Origin of the sequence: Pseudomonas sp. P42 (genome assembly GCF_017973755.1) — a bacterium.
Lineage (GTDB): Bacteria > Pseudomonadota > Gammaproteobacteria > Pseudomonadales > Pseudomonadaceae > Aquipseudomonas > Aquipseudomonas iridis.
In genome coordinates, this window is the sequence record NZ_JACOPU010000001.1 from 104,979 (window position 1) to 122,498 (window position 17,520).

At 58.4% G+C, this 17,520-nt stretch carries 24 protein-coding genes; 22 read left to right on the forward strand and 2 right to left on the reverse strand.

Annotated elements, in window-relative coordinates; genetic code table 11:
* The first annotated feature begins 112 nt into the window (after positions 1-112).
* The 19 genes from H8B20_RS00480 to recX all read left to right on the forward strand — a co-directional run bounded on the left by H8B20_RS00480 (position 113) and on the right by recX (position 13,526).
* Positions 113-622: a phage baseplate assembly protein V gene (locus tag H8B20_RS00480; RefSeq protein ID WP_042557912.1), complete on the forward strand. Its 510-nt coding sequence runs from the start codon at positions 113-115 to the stop codon at positions 620-622.
* Positions 622-1,020: a phage GP46 family protein gene (locus H8B20_RS00485; RefSeq protein WP_047299943.1), complete on the forward strand. Its 399-nt coding sequence runs from the start codon at positions 622-624 to the stop codon at positions 1,018-1,020. Before H8B20_RS00480 ends, H8B20_RS00485 begins: the two co-directional genes overlap by 1 nt.
* Positions 1,010-2,056 carry a baseplate J/gp47 family protein gene (locus H8B20_RS00490; RefSeq protein WP_042557914.1) on the forward strand — a complete coding sequence of 349 codons (1,047 nt, stop codon included), beginning with the start codon at positions 1,010-1,012 and terminating at the stop codon, positions 2,054-2,056. The genes H8B20_RS00485 and H8B20_RS00490 overlap by 11 nt, the downstream gene beginning before the upstream one ends.
* Positions 2,044-2,643, forward strand: a complete 600-nt coding sequence (locus tag H8B20_RS00495; RefSeq protein ID WP_042557915.1) for a YmfQ family protein — start codon at positions 2,044-2,046, stop codon at positions 2,641-2,643. The genes H8B20_RS00490 and H8B20_RS00495 overlap by 13 nt, the downstream gene beginning before the upstream one ends.
* A gap of 12 nt (positions 2,644-2,655) precedes the next feature.
* Positions 2,656-3,813: a phage tail protein gene (locus tag H8B20_RS00500; protein ID WP_210622057.1), complete on the forward strand. Its 1,158-nt coding sequence runs from the start codon at positions 2,656-2,658 to the stop codon at positions 3,811-3,813.
* Positions 3,810-4,325, forward strand: coding sequence for a phage tail protein (locus H8B20_RS00505; protein WP_210622058.1), 516 nt, complete (start codon positions 3,810-3,812; stop codon positions 4,323-4,325). Before H8B20_RS00500 ends, H8B20_RS00505 begins: the two co-directional genes overlap by 4 nt.
* A 137-nt stretch (positions 4,326-4,462) precedes the next feature.
* A complete protein-coding gene (locus tag H8B20_RS00510; protein ID WP_210622059.1) occupies positions 4,463-5,554 on the forward strand; it encodes a phage tail protein in 1,092 nt (363 codons plus the stop codon).
* 8 nt (positions 5,555-5,562) lie between these two features.
* Positions 5,563-6,129 (forward strand): tail fiber assembly protein, encoded by a 567-nt coding sequence (locus tag H8B20_RS00515; protein ID WP_210622060.1) that lies wholly within the window; start codon positions 5,563-5,565, stop codon positions 6,127-6,129.
* A 20-nt stretch (positions 6,130-6,149) separates the two neighbouring features.
* Entirely contained in the window at positions 6,150-7,076 is a 927-nt protein-coding gene (locus H8B20_RS00520) for a glycine-rich domain-containing protein (RefSeq protein ID WP_210622061.1), read from the forward strand.
* Positions 7,076-7,528 carry a phage tail assembly chaperone gene (locus tag H8B20_RS00525; protein ID WP_210622062.1) on the forward strand — a complete coding sequence of 151 codons (453 nt, stop codon included), beginning with the start codon at positions 7,076-7,078 and terminating at the stop codon, positions 7,526-7,528. Before H8B20_RS00520 ends, H8B20_RS00525 begins: the two co-directional genes overlap by 1 nt.
* Positions 7,529-7,580: 52 nt before the next feature.
* Complete coding sequence (locus H8B20_RS00530) at positions 7,581-8,321, forward strand: gp53-like domain-containing protein (protein WP_210622063.1); 741 nt, start codon at positions 7,581-7,583, stop codon at positions 8,319-8,321.
* Between the two features lie 2 nt (positions 8,322-8,323).
* The gene (locus H8B20_RS00535) at positions 8,324-8,755 is read left to right on the forward strand and encodes a phage tail assembly chaperone (protein ID WP_210622064.1); all 432 of its coding nucleotides are present in this window, start codon (positions 8,324-8,326) and stop codon (positions 8,753-8,755) included.
* A gap of 55 nt (positions 8,756-8,810) precedes the next feature.
* A complete protein-coding gene (locus H8B20_RS00540) occupies positions 8,811-10,013 on the forward strand; it encodes a carbohydrate-binding protein CenC (RefSeq protein WP_210622065.1) in 1,203 nt (400 codons plus the stop codon).
* A 10-nt stretch (positions 10,014-10,023) separates the two neighbouring features.
* Entirely contained in the window at positions 10,024-10,242 is a 219-nt protein-coding gene (locus H8B20_RS00545) for a hypothetical protein (protein ID WP_210622066.1), read from the forward strand.
* A gap of 33 nt (positions 10,243-10,275) precedes the next feature.
* Complete coding sequence (locus H8B20_RS00550; RefSeq protein ID WP_210622067.1) at positions 10,276-10,842, forward strand: glycoside hydrolase family 19 protein; 567 nt, start codon at positions 10,276-10,278, stop codon at positions 10,840-10,842.
* Complete coding sequence (locus H8B20_RS00555; RefSeq protein ID WP_210622068.1) at positions 10,821-11,339, forward strand: lysis system spanin subunit; 519 nt, start codon at positions 10,821-10,823, stop codon at positions 11,337-11,339. Before H8B20_RS00550 ends, H8B20_RS00555 begins: the two co-directional genes overlap by 22 nt.
* Positions 11,340-11,406: 67 nt before the next feature.
* Entirely contained in the window at positions 11,407-11,907 is a 501-nt protein-coding gene (locus tag H8B20_RS00560; protein WP_210622069.1) for a CinA family protein, read from the forward strand.
* An 83-nt stretch (positions 11,908-11,990) separates the two neighbouring features.
* Positions 11,991-13,049, forward strand: a complete 1,059-nt coding sequence (gene recA / locus H8B20_RS00565) for a recombinase RecA (protein WP_042557927.1) — start codon at positions 11,991-11,993, stop codon at positions 13,047-13,049.
* A gap of 9 nt (positions 13,050-13,058) precedes the next feature.
* Complete coding sequence (recX, locus tag H8B20_RS00570) at positions 13,059-13,526, forward strand: recombination regulator RecX (protein ID WP_210622070.1); 468 nt, start codon at positions 13,059-13,061, stop codon at positions 13,524-13,526.
* A gap of 53 nt (positions 13,527-13,579) precedes the next feature.
* Here recX and H8B20_RS00575 read toward each other — a convergent pair whose 3' ends face one another.
* A complete protein-coding gene (locus H8B20_RS00575; RefSeq protein ID WP_210622071.1) occupies positions 13,580-14,698 on the reverse strand; it encodes an LOG family protein in 1,119 nt (372 codons plus the stop codon).
* Between the two features lie 352 nt (positions 14,699-15,050).
* Here H8B20_RS00575 and H8B20_RS00580 point away from each other — a divergent pair, with 352 nt between their 5' ends.
* Positions 15,051-15,245 (forward strand): hypothetical protein, encoded by a 195-nt coding sequence (locus tag H8B20_RS00580; protein WP_003222272.1) that lies wholly within the window; start codon positions 15,051-15,053, stop codon positions 15,243-15,245.
* Here the strand turns inward: H8B20_RS00580 and H8B20_RS00585 are convergent, their stop codons facing one another.
* Positions 15,246-15,671, reverse strand: a complete 426-nt coding sequence (locus tag H8B20_RS00585) for a PA3611 family quorum-sensing-regulated virulence factor (protein ID WP_042557929.1) — start codon at positions 15,669-15,671, stop codon at positions 15,246-15,248.
* A 189-nt stretch (positions 15,672-15,860) separates the two neighbouring features.
* Here H8B20_RS00585 and H8B20_RS00590 point away from each other — a divergent pair, with 189 nt between their 5' ends.
* Both H8B20_RS00590 and erdR read left to right on the forward strand, forming a co-directional pair.
* A complete protein-coding gene (locus H8B20_RS00590; RefSeq protein ID WP_210622511.1) occupies positions 15,861-16,607 on the forward strand; it encodes a tRNA-uridine aminocarboxypropyltransferase in 747 nt (248 codons plus the stop codon).
* Positions 16,608-16,830: 223 nt separating this feature from the next.
* Positions 16,831-17,481, forward strand: a complete 651-nt coding sequence (erdR, locus tag H8B20_RS00595; protein ID WP_042557931.1) for a response regulator transcription factor ErdR — start codon at positions 16,831-16,833, stop codon at positions 17,479-17,481.
* Positions 17,482-17,520: the final 39 nt, after the last annotated feature.

The window sequence follows — 17,520 nt, forward strand, 5'->3', positions numbered from 1 at the left end:
CTGCTCGCGAAAGCGTCGGCAGCCTCAGCATCACAGTGCCTGACCCAGCGCATTCGCGAGCAGGCTCGCTCCCACATTGATCCCATTCGGGCCACTTTTTGAAGGACACCCCATGAGCCTACTGACTCGCCTCCTGGCGCGCGGCACTGTCGTGCTCGCCAATTCGGCATCCAAGCTGCAATCGCTGCAAATGCGCCTCACCGCCGGCGAAGTCAACGATGACCTCGAACACTTCGAACCTTACGGCTTCACCAGCAACCCGCTGCCCGGCGCCGAAGGTGTCGTCACATTTCTGGGCGGTGACCGTTCCCACGCTATCGCCCTGGTGGTAGCCGATCGTCGCTACCGCCTGCAATCGCTCGCCAGTGGCGAAGTGGCGATCTACACCGACGAGGGCGACAAAATTCACTTCAAGCGCGGGCGGATCATCGACATCGAAACCGCCACGCTGAACATACGCGCCAGTACTGCCGTGAACTTCGATACGCCGGTGATCAACCAGACCGGAAAAATCGTGTCCACCGGCGATCAACTCGCCGGCGGCATCAGCCAGATCAAACACGTGCACGTCGGCGTGCAGGCCGGCAACGGCCAGACCGGCGCACCGGCAGGAGGCAAGTGATGTTTATCAGCCAGAACCTCCACGCCGCGCTGACCCGCGCCGTGCTCATCAGCCTGTTCAGCTGGCGTCGCGCCGCCGATGACGACGCCCTCGACGATGAAGAGCGCTACGGCTGGTGGGGCGACACTTTTCCCACCGTTGCCGACGATCGCATCGGCTCGCGTCTGTGGCTGTTGCGTCGGGTCAAGCTGACCCGACAGACCCAGATTGACGCCGAGTTTTATGCCCGCGAAGCCTTGCAATGGCTGATCGACGACGGCCATTGCAGCGCCATCGACATCATCAGCGAACGCCTCGACGCCCAGCGCCTGAACCTGCGCACGGTCCTGACCCTGGCCGACGGTGAACGTCTGGACATCAACCCCGATAACAGTTGGCAGGTGATCTATGCCGTTTGAAACCCCTTCGCTGCCGGTGCTGATCAAGCGCACCCAAAGCGACCTGGCCGGCGATTCGCTGCGCCAGTCCGATGCGCAAGTGCTGGCCCGCACCTTGGGCGGCGCCGCTTATGGTCTGTACGGTTATCTCGACTGGATCGCCGAGCAGATCCTGCCGGACAAGGCCGACGAGTCGACCCTGGAACGCATCGCCGCGCTGCGTCTGAACCAGCCGCGCAAACCCGCGCAAGTGGCCAGCGGCAGCGTCAGTTTCACCGCGACGGCCGGCGCAGTGCTGGACGTGGACACGCTGCTGCAAACGAACGACGGTCGCACGTACAAAGTGACCACGGCGCGCACCACCGCCAATGGCATCAACACCACGACCATCGCCGCGCTGGATGCCGGCAGTTTGGGCAACGCCGATGCCGGTCTCGCATTGACCCCGGTGCAGCCGATCGCCGGCATTGTCGGCACCAGTTTTGTCGTTTTGGCGCCAGGACTCAGCGGGGGCGTGGCGCGCGAAAGTCTGGAGTCGCTGCGCTCGCGGGTGATCCGCTCCTATCGCGTCATCCCCCATGGCGGCTCGGCCAATGACTACGAGACCTGGGCGCTGGAAGTGCCGGGCGTGACCCGCGCGTGGTGCCGTGGCGGTTTGCTCGGCCCGGGCACGGTGACGGTGTTCATCATGCGTGACGACGATCCGCAACCAGTGCCCAACGACGAGCAACTGGCAGAAGTTCAGGACTACATCGAACCGCTGCGCCCGGTCACCGCCGAAGTGCATGTGCAGAAGCCGATTCAAGTGCCGGTGGTGTATCGCTTCAAAAGCGTCAATCCCGACACCACCGCTGTGCGTGCCGCCGTCGAAGCGCAGTTGCGCGACTTGCACAACCGTGAAGCCGATCTCGGCGTGCCGTTGCTGATCAGCCACATCCGCGAAGCCATCAGCAGCGCTGGCGGCGAATACGATCACACGCTCACCGCACCGGTCGTCGATGTGCCCGCCGCCCCAAGTGAACTGCTCACCTTCGGAGGTTGCGTATGGGGGGCATAAGAACCGCCGCGCAATATCAGGCGCAACTTCGCGCATTGCTGCCATCGGGTCCCGCATGGGACCCGGAGCGGGTTCCGGAACTTGAAGAAGTGCTGCAAGGCGTCGCCGTCGAACTGGCGCGCCTCGACGCCCGCGCCGCCGATCTGCTCAACGAAATGGACCCCGCCGGCGTCAGTGAACTGGTACCGGACTGGGAACGGGTGATGAACCTGCCCGACCCGTGCCTGGGCGCCGAACCCCTGTTCGACGACCGCCGCCTCGCCGTACGCCGGCGCTTGCTCGCGGTTGGCAGTCAGGCCGTCGGTTACTACCTCGAAATCGCCAAAAGCCAGGGTTACCCCAACGCCTCCATCACCGAACACGAAGCGCCACGCATGGGTCGTGCACGGTTCGGCGCGGCGCATTTCGGCACCTGGGAAGCGCAATTCATGTGGACGCTCAACACCGGCGGCCGCCTGCTGCTGGGTCGACGCTTCGGGGCGAGTTACTGGGGCGAACGCTTCGGCGTAAACCCGGGCTCGGCACTGGAATGCCTGATCCACCGCAGTGCGCCGGCGCATACCAAGGTGCACATCAACTATGACTAGGGAGTAAATGGGATGGATTATCCGAAAAGTGTGCCCAGCGCCGGGTTGGTGAACGGGAAGTTTGTCGATGAGAACCCGCTGATGGGAACGCCGGGGTCGTTGATTCCGGCGGAGTGGGGCAACAGCGTCACGCAAGAAATCATTAACGTGATCAAGGCCGGGGATCTGGCGCCGGATGAAAACAAATACGATCAGTTGTTGCAGGCGATTCAGTCCGTAACATCCAAGGGCTGGAATCAGGATCTGGCTTTGCCTTTAGTGGCATTGCCGCTGCCGACGGTCGCCACCTCCGATGGTCGTTTGCCAGTCAGTCCGGCTGCGGCATCCACCAGTGGTGGCAGAGTTTCGATTGCTGCCGGTACGTTTATCAGCCTTGGCCAGGAAGTGGTGAGCGGCCAATTGGGGCGTTCACGCACTTTCGTGACTTCGTCCTGGAGCAGTGCGGATCTTCTGCCCAGCAGCCATTACTTTCTGCGTGCGCAGGTCATCGGTGGTGTGCTGACGTTCTACATGCAAAGGGGTGGCATTCACGATGTGGTGCCGGAGTCACTGAAAGGGGCACTCAACGGTGCTACCGGTGGCGGATTCCAATCCACGACGCTGGACATGTGCCTGGCGTGGGTGGTGACCGGTGCGCCGGGTTCCGTGCCTACGGTGCGCACCATTTACAACAGGGCACGTTTGACCTGGACACAAACCGTCAATGGCACTGGGGCAATATTCCTCCCGCTTGATCCTCATGCACGTTCTGCTCGTCTGGTTGCTGGTAACCCGACTCCGTCGTCGACGGCAGTGACAACGGTTGCCTTTCCGTCAACTGGTTGGGCCGGAGGCAACTATTGCTTTCTGTCGCCCATTATTGCCGGCAGCTCCAATAACCCGGGTGGCTGGAACCCGGCCACGGTTGCACCGTGCGTGCTGTTCAGTAACAACATCGTCAATGACGTTACGGTTTCCAGTCTGACTGCGAGTTTCGATCACGCCAATTTGCGCTCGCTCTGGCAGTGCTATCAGGCTGAGCACAACCTTGGACAATCGGTTGCCGACAGTGACGAATTATTGCTGAGCATGGGCATCAAGAACCATCCAGTCACCGACTACAGCGTTGGTATCGCGATCAACTTTTCTGACGCCGTGAACGTCCAGCTTTCGTGGGAGCTTATTCGATGATCGTTATTCAAGAACTTCACCAGTTCGATGGCGAGTTACGTGTTCCCCAGCCTTCAACTGCCCACGAATGGGATGGCGAACAGTGGGTACTGAGCGCTGATAAAAAACGTGTTTTGGACGAGCAGGAAACTGAACACCTGTGCACCAAAGTCGATGCCGCCGCCGACAACGCTCGCACGGCACTGGCCGGCGACCCGCTCAAAGCCATGGAATACGCCCAGGCCGCCGCCGACGCCCAGGCTTATCAGGACGCCGGTTACCCGAAAAAGGAAGTGCCGCTGTCGGTCGCTGCCTGGGTTGTCAAAGGTCGTACGGCCAAACAGGCTGCGGATCAGATTCTCGGCAAGGCCGATCAACTCACCGATCACCTCTTGACCCTGCGCACCCTGCGCCTCAAGGCCAAAACGCAGATCCGCGCGCACGCGACCAAGGGCAACATCGATCTGGCGCGTAGCGCCGCCGACGAGGCGCTGTTGGCTATAAGCCAACTGGTCAGCGGCCAGAACAGCTAGATCACGAACCTTCGTTTTGCATCTCTCAAGCCCACTTCATTGTGGGCTTTTTATTTTCAGAAAAAGACTTCGGACGAGCCTGCAGCAGCATCCCTCGTGACGCGGTTCATTTGTTATTTCAGAGGAACGAAAAACCTATGGATTATCCAAAAAGCGTCCCCAGCGTCGGCCTTGTCGATGGCCGCTTCGTCGATGAAAACCCGGTGGCGGGTAAGCCCGGTTCGTTGATTCCGGCGGTTTGGGGCAACAGCGTGACTCAGGAGATCCTGAGTGTGATCAGCGGCGGTGGGTTGGTGGCTTCGGAAGCGGACAACAGCCAGTTGCTCAAGGCGATTCAGGCGATTGTCGCGAGTGCCAGTCCGATGCGTTCGGTTGTCACGCGGATCGCTGCTTCCAAGACGTTGGCCGGGCAAGAACTTGGTCTTGTGTTGATCGACGGCAGTCCTGCTCCCATGACCATCTTGCTACCACCGGCCGATGTTGCCCTCGGCGTGCGTGATGTCATTGTTCGTCGGGTGGACAACAGCGGCAATCGCCTGGTCATCAAGGCCTCCGGCACCGACCGCATTCGCTTTCATACCCATCTATCGCCAAGTGGGTATCCGTTCTTCGTACTGATGGGCGGCGGTGACTGGTGGCATTTGCGTAGCGACGGTGCGGGGAGCTGGTGGCCGGTCGGCCGTTTCGACAATACCCCGTTGGGGCGGCCGTTTTTTGAGACCACGGTTCTGCTCAGTCCCGGTGGCTATGGGGCGCTCAACGGTACGTTAATGAATCGTTCTGAGTGGCCGTGGCTCTGGGATCACGCCCAGCGTTCGGGAATGCTCAATACCGAGGCTACTCGGGCCGGTAATGAGGGGAACTGGACACCGGGCGATGGTGCACTGACCTTTCGTGGGCCTGAGTTGCGCGGTGAGTTTCTGCGGGTTCTGGACGAGGGACGCAACGCTGACATCGGCCGAATAATGGGCACCAATCAGGCAGGTACCGTGCATTCGTATGCAATGGGAGGGGGCGGTGCAGGGGCGGTAGGTTCTCGCTGGTCCGACAGTCTTTCCGCAGTCGGAGCGCAGACTCATGAAGCCCAGACATGGGTGAAACCGGCTAATGGCGGTCCGATTTATCCTGCAGGTACCGTCTACCAACAGGACACGGCCAACACGATTTTGTACACATTCTCCTCCCGTCCTCGCAACGTCGCCTATCCCGGCCGCATCAAAGTCATCTGAGGCTCTTCATGTTCAATTATCTAATGGATGACGCTGGCGCTCTGGTGGGGCCGGTGGAGTTTTTCGTCACGCCCGGCATCGGCGTTCAACTGCCAGCCAACGCGGTCCAATTGGCGTATGAATTGCCAGCGGCGGAACAGGGTCGCACGTGGGCAATGGCCAACGGCGTTCCCCGCGAGCTGATCGATCTGCGCGGCACCGTTTATAGCAAGGTTAACGGTGCCCAACATACCTGGAGCGAATTGGGCGTTCTGGCGGAAGAGTTCACCGCGGAGCCTTGCCCTGATGAGTTTCATGTATGGCAGGACAACGCATGGGTTTTGAGTGAGCCTCGGCGTCTGGCGGACATCTCGGCCAAAACCATTGCTCAGCGCGACACGCTTCTGCGCGATGCTGTTTTGCGCATCGCCCCCCTGCAATACGCCGAAGACATCGGCGATGCCGACCATGACGAACAGCTGCTTTTGATCGAATGGAAGCTCTACAGCGTGGAGCTCAATCGCATCGAAAAACAGCCGGGTTTTCCGCAAGAAGTGAGTTGGCCGGTGATCCCCGGTGCTTCCGACGTCAACTGATCAGTACAAGGAAATGTGCAGTGGACTATCCCAAAAGCATCCCCGGCGTTGGCCTGGTCAATGGCGGTTTTGTCGATGAAAACCCGGTGGCCGGAACACCGGGGTCGTTGATCCCCGCCGCCTGGGGCAACAACGTTACACAAGAAATTCTTAACGCCATCAAGGCTGCCGGGCTGACGCCCGATGAGGCTAAAACCGACCAGTTGGCCACCGCCATTGGCGCGCTGGTCGACTTCCGCAAACTGAAAAACACCCCGACCACGCTGAGTGGCTACGGCATCACCGATGCCGGCGGGCGACTGTTGGCAATCAGGCAGATCGAGTCGGTTGGTATCACTGTTTACAAGCCAAATCCGAAAGCCAAACGCATTCGCGTGCGATTGGTTGGGGCGGGTGGATCTGGCGGCGGTTGTGTGTCAGTAGCTGCGAGTCATCAAATGATCGGCGGCGGCGGAGGTTCCGGTGCGTACGTGGAGAGCCTGTATGAGGTAACCCCACAAATGCTGGCAGGTGTCCCTGTTTCGCTGGGGGCCGGTGGCGCAGCAAGTAACGCGGCGGGCCAGCCAGGAGGAGGCGCTTCCTTCGGCACATATATGAGTGCTGCGGGCGGTGCGGGAGGGCAAATCCTGACGTTGGCGGTAACTGCAACGGCAGTGGGGTTCATTCAGGGAGGTGCAGGAGGGCAGGCCGTTACCGGTGGCACACTTTCCAATGCGCGTGGCATCGGTGGTGAGTACGGGATGTACAACGCCAATTGGGGGGTACTTGCCGGGGCTGGCGGCTCTAGTCCGTTCGACGGCGGTGCCCCACGTATCGGCGTAAACGGAACTGGCGGTTCTGGTGGCCGTGGCTCAGGGGGAAGCGGCTCTTGCTCAACCAACGCTTCCGCTTCAGTGCTCAGTGGCGCTGGCGGCAACGCCTTCTGTGAAATCTGGGAGTACGAGTAATGGCCCGTTATGCACGCGTGGAAAACGGTGTCGCGGTTGAGCTGATCGATACCGGTGACTACCTGATCACCCAACTGTTCGCCCCGGCTTTTGTCGAGTCGATGGTGTTGGTGCCGGAAGGCATGGAGATCGAAATCGGTGCGCCAGTTGGCGAATTTCGATCGGTCAGCACAGGGCAGCCAGAAGCTGACAATCCAGTCGCTCCAACATCACCCGCAGCCGACGAAGAAGAGCCTTCATCAGCGGCGCGTACCTGGCGTCAGTCCAGCCTGTCATCCACGGAGTGGTTGGTGGCGCGTCATCGCGATGAACAGGAACTGGGGCGCGGTACGACCCTCAAGGCCCAGCAGTATCTGGAGCTACTCGAGTACCGGCAGGCGTTGCGCGATTGGCCAGATTCGGATCATTTCCCGGCAGTAGTTTCCCGCCCGTCGATACCGGTGCGGATGTAGGCGTCCATGGCTGACGTCTTGTTTCTTGTTTTTTCAAACATGGAGAAGCGTGATGGATTATCCGAAAAGTGTGCCCAGCGCCGGTCTGGTCAATAACAAATTTGTAGACGAAGACCCGATCACCGGAACGCCGGGGTCATTGATTCCGGCAACTTGGGGTAATAGCGTCACGCAGGAAATTCTTGAAGTTATCAGAAGCTCAGGAGCGGTCGCCGACGAAGCTGATAACACTCAGTTAAGAGTAGCAATTAACACGCTGATCTCGAAGAAATACAGCGAAAGCCTGGCCAGCCAAGAGGATGCGGAGTCTGGTGTCAGTACCACCAGGTTGATGACCCCGTTGCGCGTAGTCCAATCAATTGCAAAAAAAATCCAACAGGCGACCGAGTCTATCGTTGGCACAGCAAAAGTTGCCTCTCAGGCAGAGGTTAATGCTGGCGTAAGTGACTCGACTATTGTGACGCCGAAAAAACTCAGACTTGGCTTCATGGTGAGACTGGGGGGTTCAGGCTACATCGTTTTTCCATCCTGGATGGGTGGATTGATCATCCAGTGGATAAGCGGCAGTGCGAGTCAGTCGGGCAACAACAATTATGGAGATCTGAACGTATGGCCACTGGCATTTCCCAATGCGTTGTTTCTTGCAGTTGCCACACATGAAGGTACTTCAACAGCAACGTTTTTGACGTGGAACGGTGTTTCAACGGTGAATCCGCGCGTGGGCATCAACGTACGCTGTCCTGATTATCCGGGTGTCTCCATTTCCGCGCGCATCATCGGGATAGGGTATTGACTATGTATTATTTTTCTCCGGCAACTTCTGGCTTCTATCACTCGGATTTACATGGACTGAACATCCCGGCCGATGCCTTTCAGCTAAGTGAAGGTGAGTATTGCGCACTGGTGTCGAATGCCCCTGGAGGAACAGTTCTTTCTCTGAACACTGACGGCCGCCCGCAAAGGGTTTTACTCGCCGCACAAACCGAGGATGGTTTAGAACGTGCCTGGCGAAACAAGGCGCTGGAGTCGACTCAATGGCTGGTACTTCGCGACGTTGAAGAAATGGAAGTCGGCGAGGGCACGACACTGCGCACGGAGGAGTTCAAAGAACTTCTCGCTTACCGACAGGCACTGCGCGATTGGCCGAGCGATCCTGAATTTCCGGATACACGTTCTCGGCCGGTCGAACCCGACTGGCTGGAACTGTTGCTGCGCGCAACCGGCTGAGCAGTTTGCCCTATGACAGCGGAGCCGCAGCCCGAACTAACAAGGAAAACATAACGTGGATTATCCAAGAAGTGTGCCTGGCTCCGGCTTGGTCGACGGCAAATTTGTCGATGAAGATGCGATAGCCGGAACACCGGGATCGCTAATTCCGGCGAGCTGGGGCAACAGTGTTACGCAGGAAATACTCAGCGCGATTACCGCAGCTGGTTTGAGGCCGGATGAGCAGCAAACCGATCAATTGGCTCAAGCTATTCGGCAGTTGTCGAAACCGGACCCATTACAGAAATTTCCGATTCAGGTGTATCGCAGGAATCTGTTGATCAATGGCGGGTTCGATTTCTGGCAGCGCGGTTTAATCAATCAAGGGCCAAACATTGGCGGCTATGTGGCCGATCGTTTTCGTTGCGATTGGAATGGCAATGCCGCCGTGACCATCTCTCGCCAGGACTTCGCGCCAGGCCAGGCAGAAGTTTCCGGTGAGCCGAGCTATTTTTTGCGCTGGCAACAAACCACAGCGGGTGTCGGTGCGTCCACGCACACAGTCTCCCAGTGCATTGAATCGGTCCGAACATTGGCCGGTAAAACGGCGACCCTGACTTTCTGGGCGCGATCCGATGCGGCTCGAACGTTGAAAGTGGCGATAGGTCAGTACTTTGGGATCGGTGGCTCGGAAGCGGTCGTGAAGGTAGTTGATGTCTTTCAACTAAGTACTGGCTGGGCCAACTACAGCGCAACGTTCCAGGTACCGGTTATTGCAGGAAAAATGCTCGGTGCCAATGGTTACCTGCGGCTGGCTTTCGATCTTCCGCTCAATGTTTTGCAGACGGTGGACTTCGCAAGAGTTCAGTTGGAGGAGGGGCCGATCTCCACGCCATTCGAATATCGTCCAGCCGCTGAAGAGATGATGCTTTGTCAGCGTTATTTCGAGAAGTCCTTTGCCAACCGTTTAACCATTCGACCGAACAATGGCACGGGCACATGCATTGTCACGTTTACTCAGGCAGCGGCGGCCAATAACGGTCAATACGGGATGGTCGTAGACATGCAGGTGCAGAAGAGAGTGCAGCCTACTGTTGTCCTGTATTGCCCCGGAAATGAAAGTAATCAGGTTTGGAATTACTCGACGGGAGTGGCCTGCACGGGAACAACTGTACAAAGTGTGACACAGCGCAGTTTTGCGATCGGCACTGTGACGCCTGTAAACAGCCAGCCAGGTAACGGATTGCAGATTGAATGGACAGCAGACGCCGAAATCTAGGAGTGAACCCATGACCTATCAAATGACAACTTACGGAGTGCTGCGCATTGAGGATTCAGCATTTATCCCGCAGGACCTGACCAACCGGGACTGGCTTGAGTATCAAGAGTGGTTGCTGTCTGGTGGCCTGGTTTTGCCATTGAATGAAACACTCGAAAAGACTGCCTCGGATAGCTCCGTGAAAACTCTGGCAAAAAAATGGCTGGCAGGTATCAGTCGCCAACCATGATTCAATCCCGGCATCCAGGGAGGATTACGCATCATGCAAATAACTGAAAACAACCTTTTAAACATCATGCCAAACGCCCGCAGCCAAGCGGGCGTTTTTGTTTCTGCGCTCAACAGCGCCATGGCTAACCGTCGCATCGATACGCCCAAGCGCATCACTGCGTTTCTGGCGCAAATCGGCCACGAGTCGGGCCAGTTGCGGTACGTGCGCGAGTTGGGCAACAACCAGTACCTGAGCAAGTACGACACCGGCACTCTGGCGTTACGTCTGGGCAACACGCTTGAGGCCGATGGTGACGGACAAAAGTACCGGGGGCGTGGACTGATTCAGATCACCGGTCGCGCGAACTATCGCCAATGCAGCCTCGGGCTGTTCGGCGATGAGCGTCTGCTGTCCTTGCCGGAACTGTTGGAGCAGCCGCAATGGGCCGCCGAGTCCGCCGCGTGGTTCTGGGAAAAGAATGGCATGAACGAGCTCGCCGACCGCGACCAGTTCAACACCATCACCCGTCGTATCAACGGCGGGTTGAACGGCTTGCAGGATCGGCTCGAGATCTGGGCGCGAGCGAGGGCTGTGTTATGCCAATCACCTGGCGAGTGATCGGCATGACGTTGCTGGCCCTGGGGGCCGCGGCGCTGGGCTGGCAGGTTCAGGACTGGCGCTATGGACGGCAACTGGCCGAACAGGCTCGGTTAAACGCAGAAGTCCTCAAGCAACTGACCCTGACCGCCGCCACCGCGCAACAAGCCGAACAGGATAAACGTCTGGCCCTCGAGCAGCGGCTCGCAGCCAGTGAACAAACCCACTATCGAGCGCTGAGCGATGCCCAACGTGATCAGGATCGCCTGCGCGATCGTCTTGCCACTGCTGATGTGCGCCTGTCAGTCCTCCTCGACGCAGGCGACGTTGCCGCAGGCTGTGCAGTGCCAGCCGCCGCCGGCACCGGCGGCGTGGATCATGCAACCGTACGCGCCCCACTTGACCCGGCGCATGCTCAACGAATTGTCGCCATCACCGACGAAGGTGATCGCGGACTGATTGCCTTGCAGGCCTGTCAGGCCTATGTCAGAGCGTTGGCGACCGAACATTTTGAATAAGCTTGTGTATTGAAAGCACAACCGGCTCGTGTACGGTGGACGCATTCCACACGATCCGGAGAGCAACGTGAAAGAGATCACTCAACTGGCAGCCGAGCTTGGCCGACGTCTGCAAGTGCTCAATGCCCACGTCACCACCGCCGAGTCCTGCACCGGCGGCGGGATTGCCGAAGCCATCACGCGGATTCCAGGCAGCTCGGCGTGGTTCGAGGCCGGTTACGTGACGTACTCCAACCGACAGAAAAACCAGCAACTGAATGTGCCGGCCGAGTTGTTCGACTCGGTGGGCGCAGTCAGTCGCGAGGTGGTCGAGGCGATGGTGCGGGGTGCGCAGGCACAGAGCCTGGCGCGGTTCGCCGTGGCGGTCAGCGGTGTGGCCGGGCCCGACGGTGGCACGCCAAACAAACCGGTGGGCACTGTTTGGCTGGCCTGGGGCGTCGGCGATGTGGTTATCAGTGAAGTGCAGCACTTCGCGGGCAATCGCGATGAAGTCCGCCGACAAACGGTGAAGGCCGCGCTAGAGGGGCTCATGCGACTAGCGGCACGAGAAATCGAAAATCAGGGGTAGGCGATCCGCGAACGCTGTGGAATAATACTGGCTACTTATACAGGTGTTGGCCGTCAGGCCTTATTGATTACGTGAGGACTTTAATGGACGACAACAAGAAGAAAGCCTTGGCTGCGGCCCTGGGTCAGATCGAACGTCAATTCGGCAAGGGTGCCGTAATGCGTATGGGCGATCAGGACCGTCAGGCGATCCCGGCTATCTCCACTGGCTCTCTGGGTCTGGACATTGCACTCGGCATTGGCGGCTTGCCAAAAGGCCGTATCGTTGAAATCTATGGTCCTGAATCTTCCGGTAAAACCACACTGACACTGTCCGTGATCGCCCAGGCTCAAAAAGCTGGCGCGACCTGCGCATTCGTCGACGCCGAACACGCCCTCGACCCTGAGTACGCCGGCAAACTGGGCGTCAACGTTGATGACCTGCTGGTTTCCCAGCCTGACACCGGCGAACAAGCTCTGGAAATCACCGACATGCTGGTGCGCTCCAACGCGGTTGACGTGATCATCGTCGACTCCGTGGCTGCACTGGTGCCGAAGGCTGAAATCGAAGGCGAAATGGGTGACATGCACGTGGGCCTGCAAGCCCGTCTGATGTCCCAGGCGCTGCGTAAAATCACCGGTAACATCAAGAACGCCAACTGCCTGGTTATCTTCATCAACCAGATCCGCATGAAGATCGGCGTGATGTTCGGTAGTCCGGAAACCACCACCGGTGGTAACGCGCTGAAGTTCTACGCCTCGGTTCGTCTCGACATTCGCCGTACTGGCGCGGTGAAAGAAGGCGACGAAGTGGTCGGCAGCGAAACCCGCGTCAAGGTTGTGAAAAACAAGGTGGCTTCGCCGTTCCGTCAGGCCGAGTTCCAGATTCTTTACGGCAAGGGCATCTACCTCAACGGCGAGATGATCGACCTGGGCGTGCTGCACGGCTTCGTCGAGAAGTCCGGCGCCTGGTACGCCTATGAAGGCACCAAGATCGGTCAGGGCAAGGCCAACTCGGCCAAGTTCCTGGCAGACAATCCGGAAATCGCCAAGAAGCTCGAGAAGCAACTGCGTGACAAACTGCTGGCCCCGGCGGCAGACGTCAAGGCTTCGCTGGCCAAGGACAAAGTTGACGATATGGCTGAGGCCGATGTCGACGTTTGAAGTCTTTGAATGACACTTGTACTCGATACCCTCGTCGCGGTGCGGCGATCCGCCATGGACCTGCTCGCACGTCGCGAGCACGGTCGAGTCGAGCTGACGCGTAAACTGCGTCAGCGCGGCGCTGAGGCGGAAATGATCGAAACAGCCCTCGACCGTTTGACGGAAGAAGGGTTGCTTTCCGAAGCCCGTTATCTTGAAAGCTTTGTTTCCTACCGAGCCCGTTCCGGTTATGGCCCTCTGCGAATTCGCGAGGAGCTGAGCCAGCGTGGTTTGCAACGTGTCGATATCGAACTCGCCCTGCGCGAAAGCGGTATCAGTTGGCAGGAGCAACTTCAGGAAACCTGGCAACGGAAATTCTCCGGGCATTTGCCGATTGATGCCAGGGAACGGGCCAAACAAGGCCGCTTCCTGGCGTATCGGGGCTTCTCGATGGAGATGATCAACCGCTTGTTCAGCGGCAAAGGGATGGACGATTGAACGGTTGAAACGAAACGGCCCGCTATGAAAATAGCGGGCCGTTTTTTTTGCCTTCAAATTACCTTGGAAGGTTCTCGGCTGCGTTGGGCGGTTTGCGGTTGGGAATGGGTCCAGTTTTCCGGCAAGTTGATGTAGTCCACCAACTCCCTCAAGCGCCCTTGATTGCGGGCGGTAAAGGCAAAAGCCAAGCGCGACAGATGACTGAACTGGGCGTCGTCGTGTTCTTCGCCGCTGTAGGCATGCTGATGGAAATGGCCGCTCAAACACAGATCGGCAAAGGCTTCCTGCATATGCTCCATCGCCTGATCGCTGAGCTTGTGATTCATGCGAATCACGAATTGCCCCTTGAGCCAGCGACTGGAGTGGAAGTTGCTATAGAACTGGGTGATCTGTTCCACCGCTTCCTCGACGGTGTAGACCAATCGCATCAGCTTCATGTCGGTCGGCAGGATGTAGCGGTTTTCCTCCAGCTGCTGGCGGATGAAATCCATCGCGCCTTGCCAGAACGTACCGCCCGGTGAGTCCAGCAATACCACCGGAACCAGTGGGCTTTTGCCGGTCTGGATCAGTGTCAGCACTTCCAGTGCTTCATCCAGCGTGCCGAAGCCACCCGGGCACAGTACCAATGCGTCGGCCTCCTTGACGAAGAACAGCTTGCGGGTGAAGAAGAAGTGAAACGGAAGCAGGTTGCCGGTACCGTCCACGGTCGGGTTGGCATGTTGTTCGAAAGGCAGTGTGATGTTGAACCCGAGGCTGTGATCACGCCCTGCGCCTTCATGGGCGGCGGCCATGATGCCACCACCGGCACCGGTGATGACCATCATGTCCGAACTCGCCAGTTTCGCGCCGAGTTCCCGGGCCAATGCATACAGCGGATGCTCGACCGGCGTGCGCGCCGAGCCGAACACAGTGACCTTGCGTCGGCCCTTGAATTGTTCCAGAACCCGAAACGTCTGCTCCAGCTCGCGCAGGGCTTGCAACGTGATCTTGGCGTTCCAGCGGTTGTGGTCTTCCTGGGCCATGCGCAGCACAGTCAGGATCATGTCTCGGTAGATGGGAATATTTGGACTGTTGGTGGAAACACGGTTGAGTTGTTCTTCGACCTGGCTGATGAGGTCGGGGCCGCTTTCCTGAAAATGACGGCTGAGCAGGTCATTCGGTTGGTAAGGCATTCAACGTCTCCTTCTGCACAGAGCGGGTCGCCCTGACGCGCGGCGTCAGGGCTGCGCTGCGAAAACACACAATCGACAGTTCCTTTTCCTGCCGCTGACAACTGATCGTGAATACTCTGAATCTAGACCCTTGCGCGTGATTGCGCTGACTTGATCATTGCGCTGCATCGCGGCGGATGGCAATCGCTTGTTGATTGTCCGGTCGATGATTTCACCGTTCGTCCGAACGTGCGCCGAACGGCAAACCCTCTGATTAACTAACCTACAGGCACCTTGCTACAACTTGGCATTACTGACCGTATGCAAGGAGCACGCTATTCAAGGATTTGTCGATAGCAAGGAGGCGGGATACGTGGCCAGAGTGATTCTGGAAATCGATACGCAGCTGTATCGGATGTTGAAGGCGTCAGCCGAGACCAACCAGGTGAGTCTCGAAGAGGAGTGCTGCCGAAGGTTGGCAGGCGGGGAGCGGCGTTCTCGTTATTTACAGGCCCTGGTGGCCGAATTGCGCGCCGAGGATGAACAGCGGCGCGCCAATTCGCGATGATTACTTCTTTTTCGCCGGAGCGGCTTTCGGACAATCCGAATCCTGGTAGCTGGCAGCGCCAACAGCCTTGTTGGTTTTCACTTCGGTGAATTCGTAACGCATGATCGCGCCTTTGGCCATCAGCTTGCGGAACGATGGGTTGTTGCAAACCGAAGCACCCAACTGGAAATATACGGCTTTGGGGTCTGCGCGCATTTTGTCGGCGTGGCTCTTTTGTACGCTCAGGTGATTGATCAACTGAGTGCCTTCAACGGTGTAGCCCTGATCAAGAATGTCTTCGTTGATTGCCCGTGGCGTGCCGACGCTGCTTTGGGCGGCGACGTTGCGCAGCTCTCTGTTCAGATTCTGCTCACTCAAGGATGCAGCTTGAGCGGTGAAGGACGACGCCAGCAGAATGGCAGCGGTGGGAACGATAAGGCGCAGCATGAAACTCTCCTGGTTCAGTGACTGGTGTTTCGACCAGCCACGTGACTGTGCGTTCAGTGGCGGCGAATTATAGGGGAGCCGGTCTGGACGGTACAGGTTTGTCCCTGTCGCTCTGGTAAACTTCCGGTCTTTATTGCCCTGCCGAGTGTTGTTCGTGTCGAGTTTCCCTGCTGTGTGGCGCCGTCCGTGATCCATCATGCCCCCAACGCCGTAGCCCGTTTGCGTGATCAGCGCGAGGACGAGGGTATCAAGCCGATTCAGGCCCGAGGCTTTCGCTCCGAGCGTTGCCGCGACTGTCGGGTAATCATCAGTCATTGCCTGTGCGCCTGGCGGCCAAGCGTCGACTCCCGCTCGGGCGTGTGCCTGATCATGACCGGCAAGGAAGTGTTCAAACCGAGCAACACCGGTTGGCTGATTGCTGATGTGGTACGGGATAACCACGCATTCATCTGGTCACGTACCGAGCCCGACCCGCAGATGCTGGCACTGCTCAATGACCCACAGTGGCAGCCGTATCTGGTGTTTCCCGGGGAATATGTCGAGCCGTCGCGGGTGACCAACACCGTCGAGCTCGAAAGCGGCAAGCGCCCGCTGTTTATTCTGCTGGACGCGACCTGGACCGAGGCGCGCAAGATCTTCCGCAAGAGCCCTTACTTTGAGCGCTTGCCGATTCTCAGCCTGCTGCCCGACAAACTGTCGCGCTACCGGTTGCGCCGCTCGACCCGCAGTGAGCACCTGTGCACCGCCGAAGTCGCGGCGCTGTGTCTGGAACTGGCAGGTGACAGCGATGCAGCGTCGGCGCTGGACGCTTATTTCGATGTGTTCAGCCAGCATTATCTGGGCGCCAAACAGCAATTGGATGTGAATGAATCGACGCCGGCCCACGCCGAGTTGCAACCCTTTATACGAAAGCCGCAGGCGGACTTGGCCCAATAGTGGCCCATACTGCACATCGCGGCGGCCGTGTTGCTTGACCACCCCGTCTTCGCTGGGCATGCTTGGCGCCGATTAGGGTGCTGCCAAGGTTTGAAACGCCGTGTTTGCTGGTTATTGGCGTTGAACGTGCCCCTGTGGATGCCGCTGCAAGCGGCATCTTGAGTTGCTTTGGCCAGAGCCGAATAGACCGGGTCTGCCATCAAAAAACAGGATCATTTGAAAAATGGCCACATACGACATCCTGATTGCCGATGATCACCCCCTGTTTCGTAGCGCCCTGCATCAAGCAGTGACGCTGGGCCTTGGCCCGGATGTACGGCTGGTGGAAGTGGCGAGCATCGCCGAACTGGAAACGCGTCTGACAGAAAAGGCTGACTGGGATCTGGTCCTGCTGGATCTGAACATGCCCGGCGCTTTCGGGTTTTCCGGATTGGTGATGTTGCGCGGCCAATACCCGCAAATTCCGGTGGTGATGGTCTCGGCGCAGGAAGAAGCCTCGGTGATGGTCAAATCCCGCGAGTTCGGCGCCAGCGGCTTTATTCCCAAGTCCAGCGACCTCAGCGTAATTCAGGAAGCCGTGCGCAAAGTGCTCGATGGCGATGTGTTCTGGCCACCGCAAGCTTTTGAAGCGGTCAGCGTTTCTGCCGAAGCCAAAGCCGCCAGCGATGGCCTGGCCAGCCTGACCCCCCAGCAGTTCCGCGTATTGACCATGGTCTGCGAAGGCCTGTTGAACAAGCAGATTGCCTATGAGTTGAGTGTGTCGGAAGCGACCATCAAGGCTCATGTCACGGCGATCTTTCGCAAGCTGAATGTGCGTACCCGAACTCAGGCGGCATTGCTTCTGCAACAACTAGAGTCAATTCCAAGCCAGTAATGGCTGGCGCGTTCACGCTTTTTTGACTTTGGTTGATCT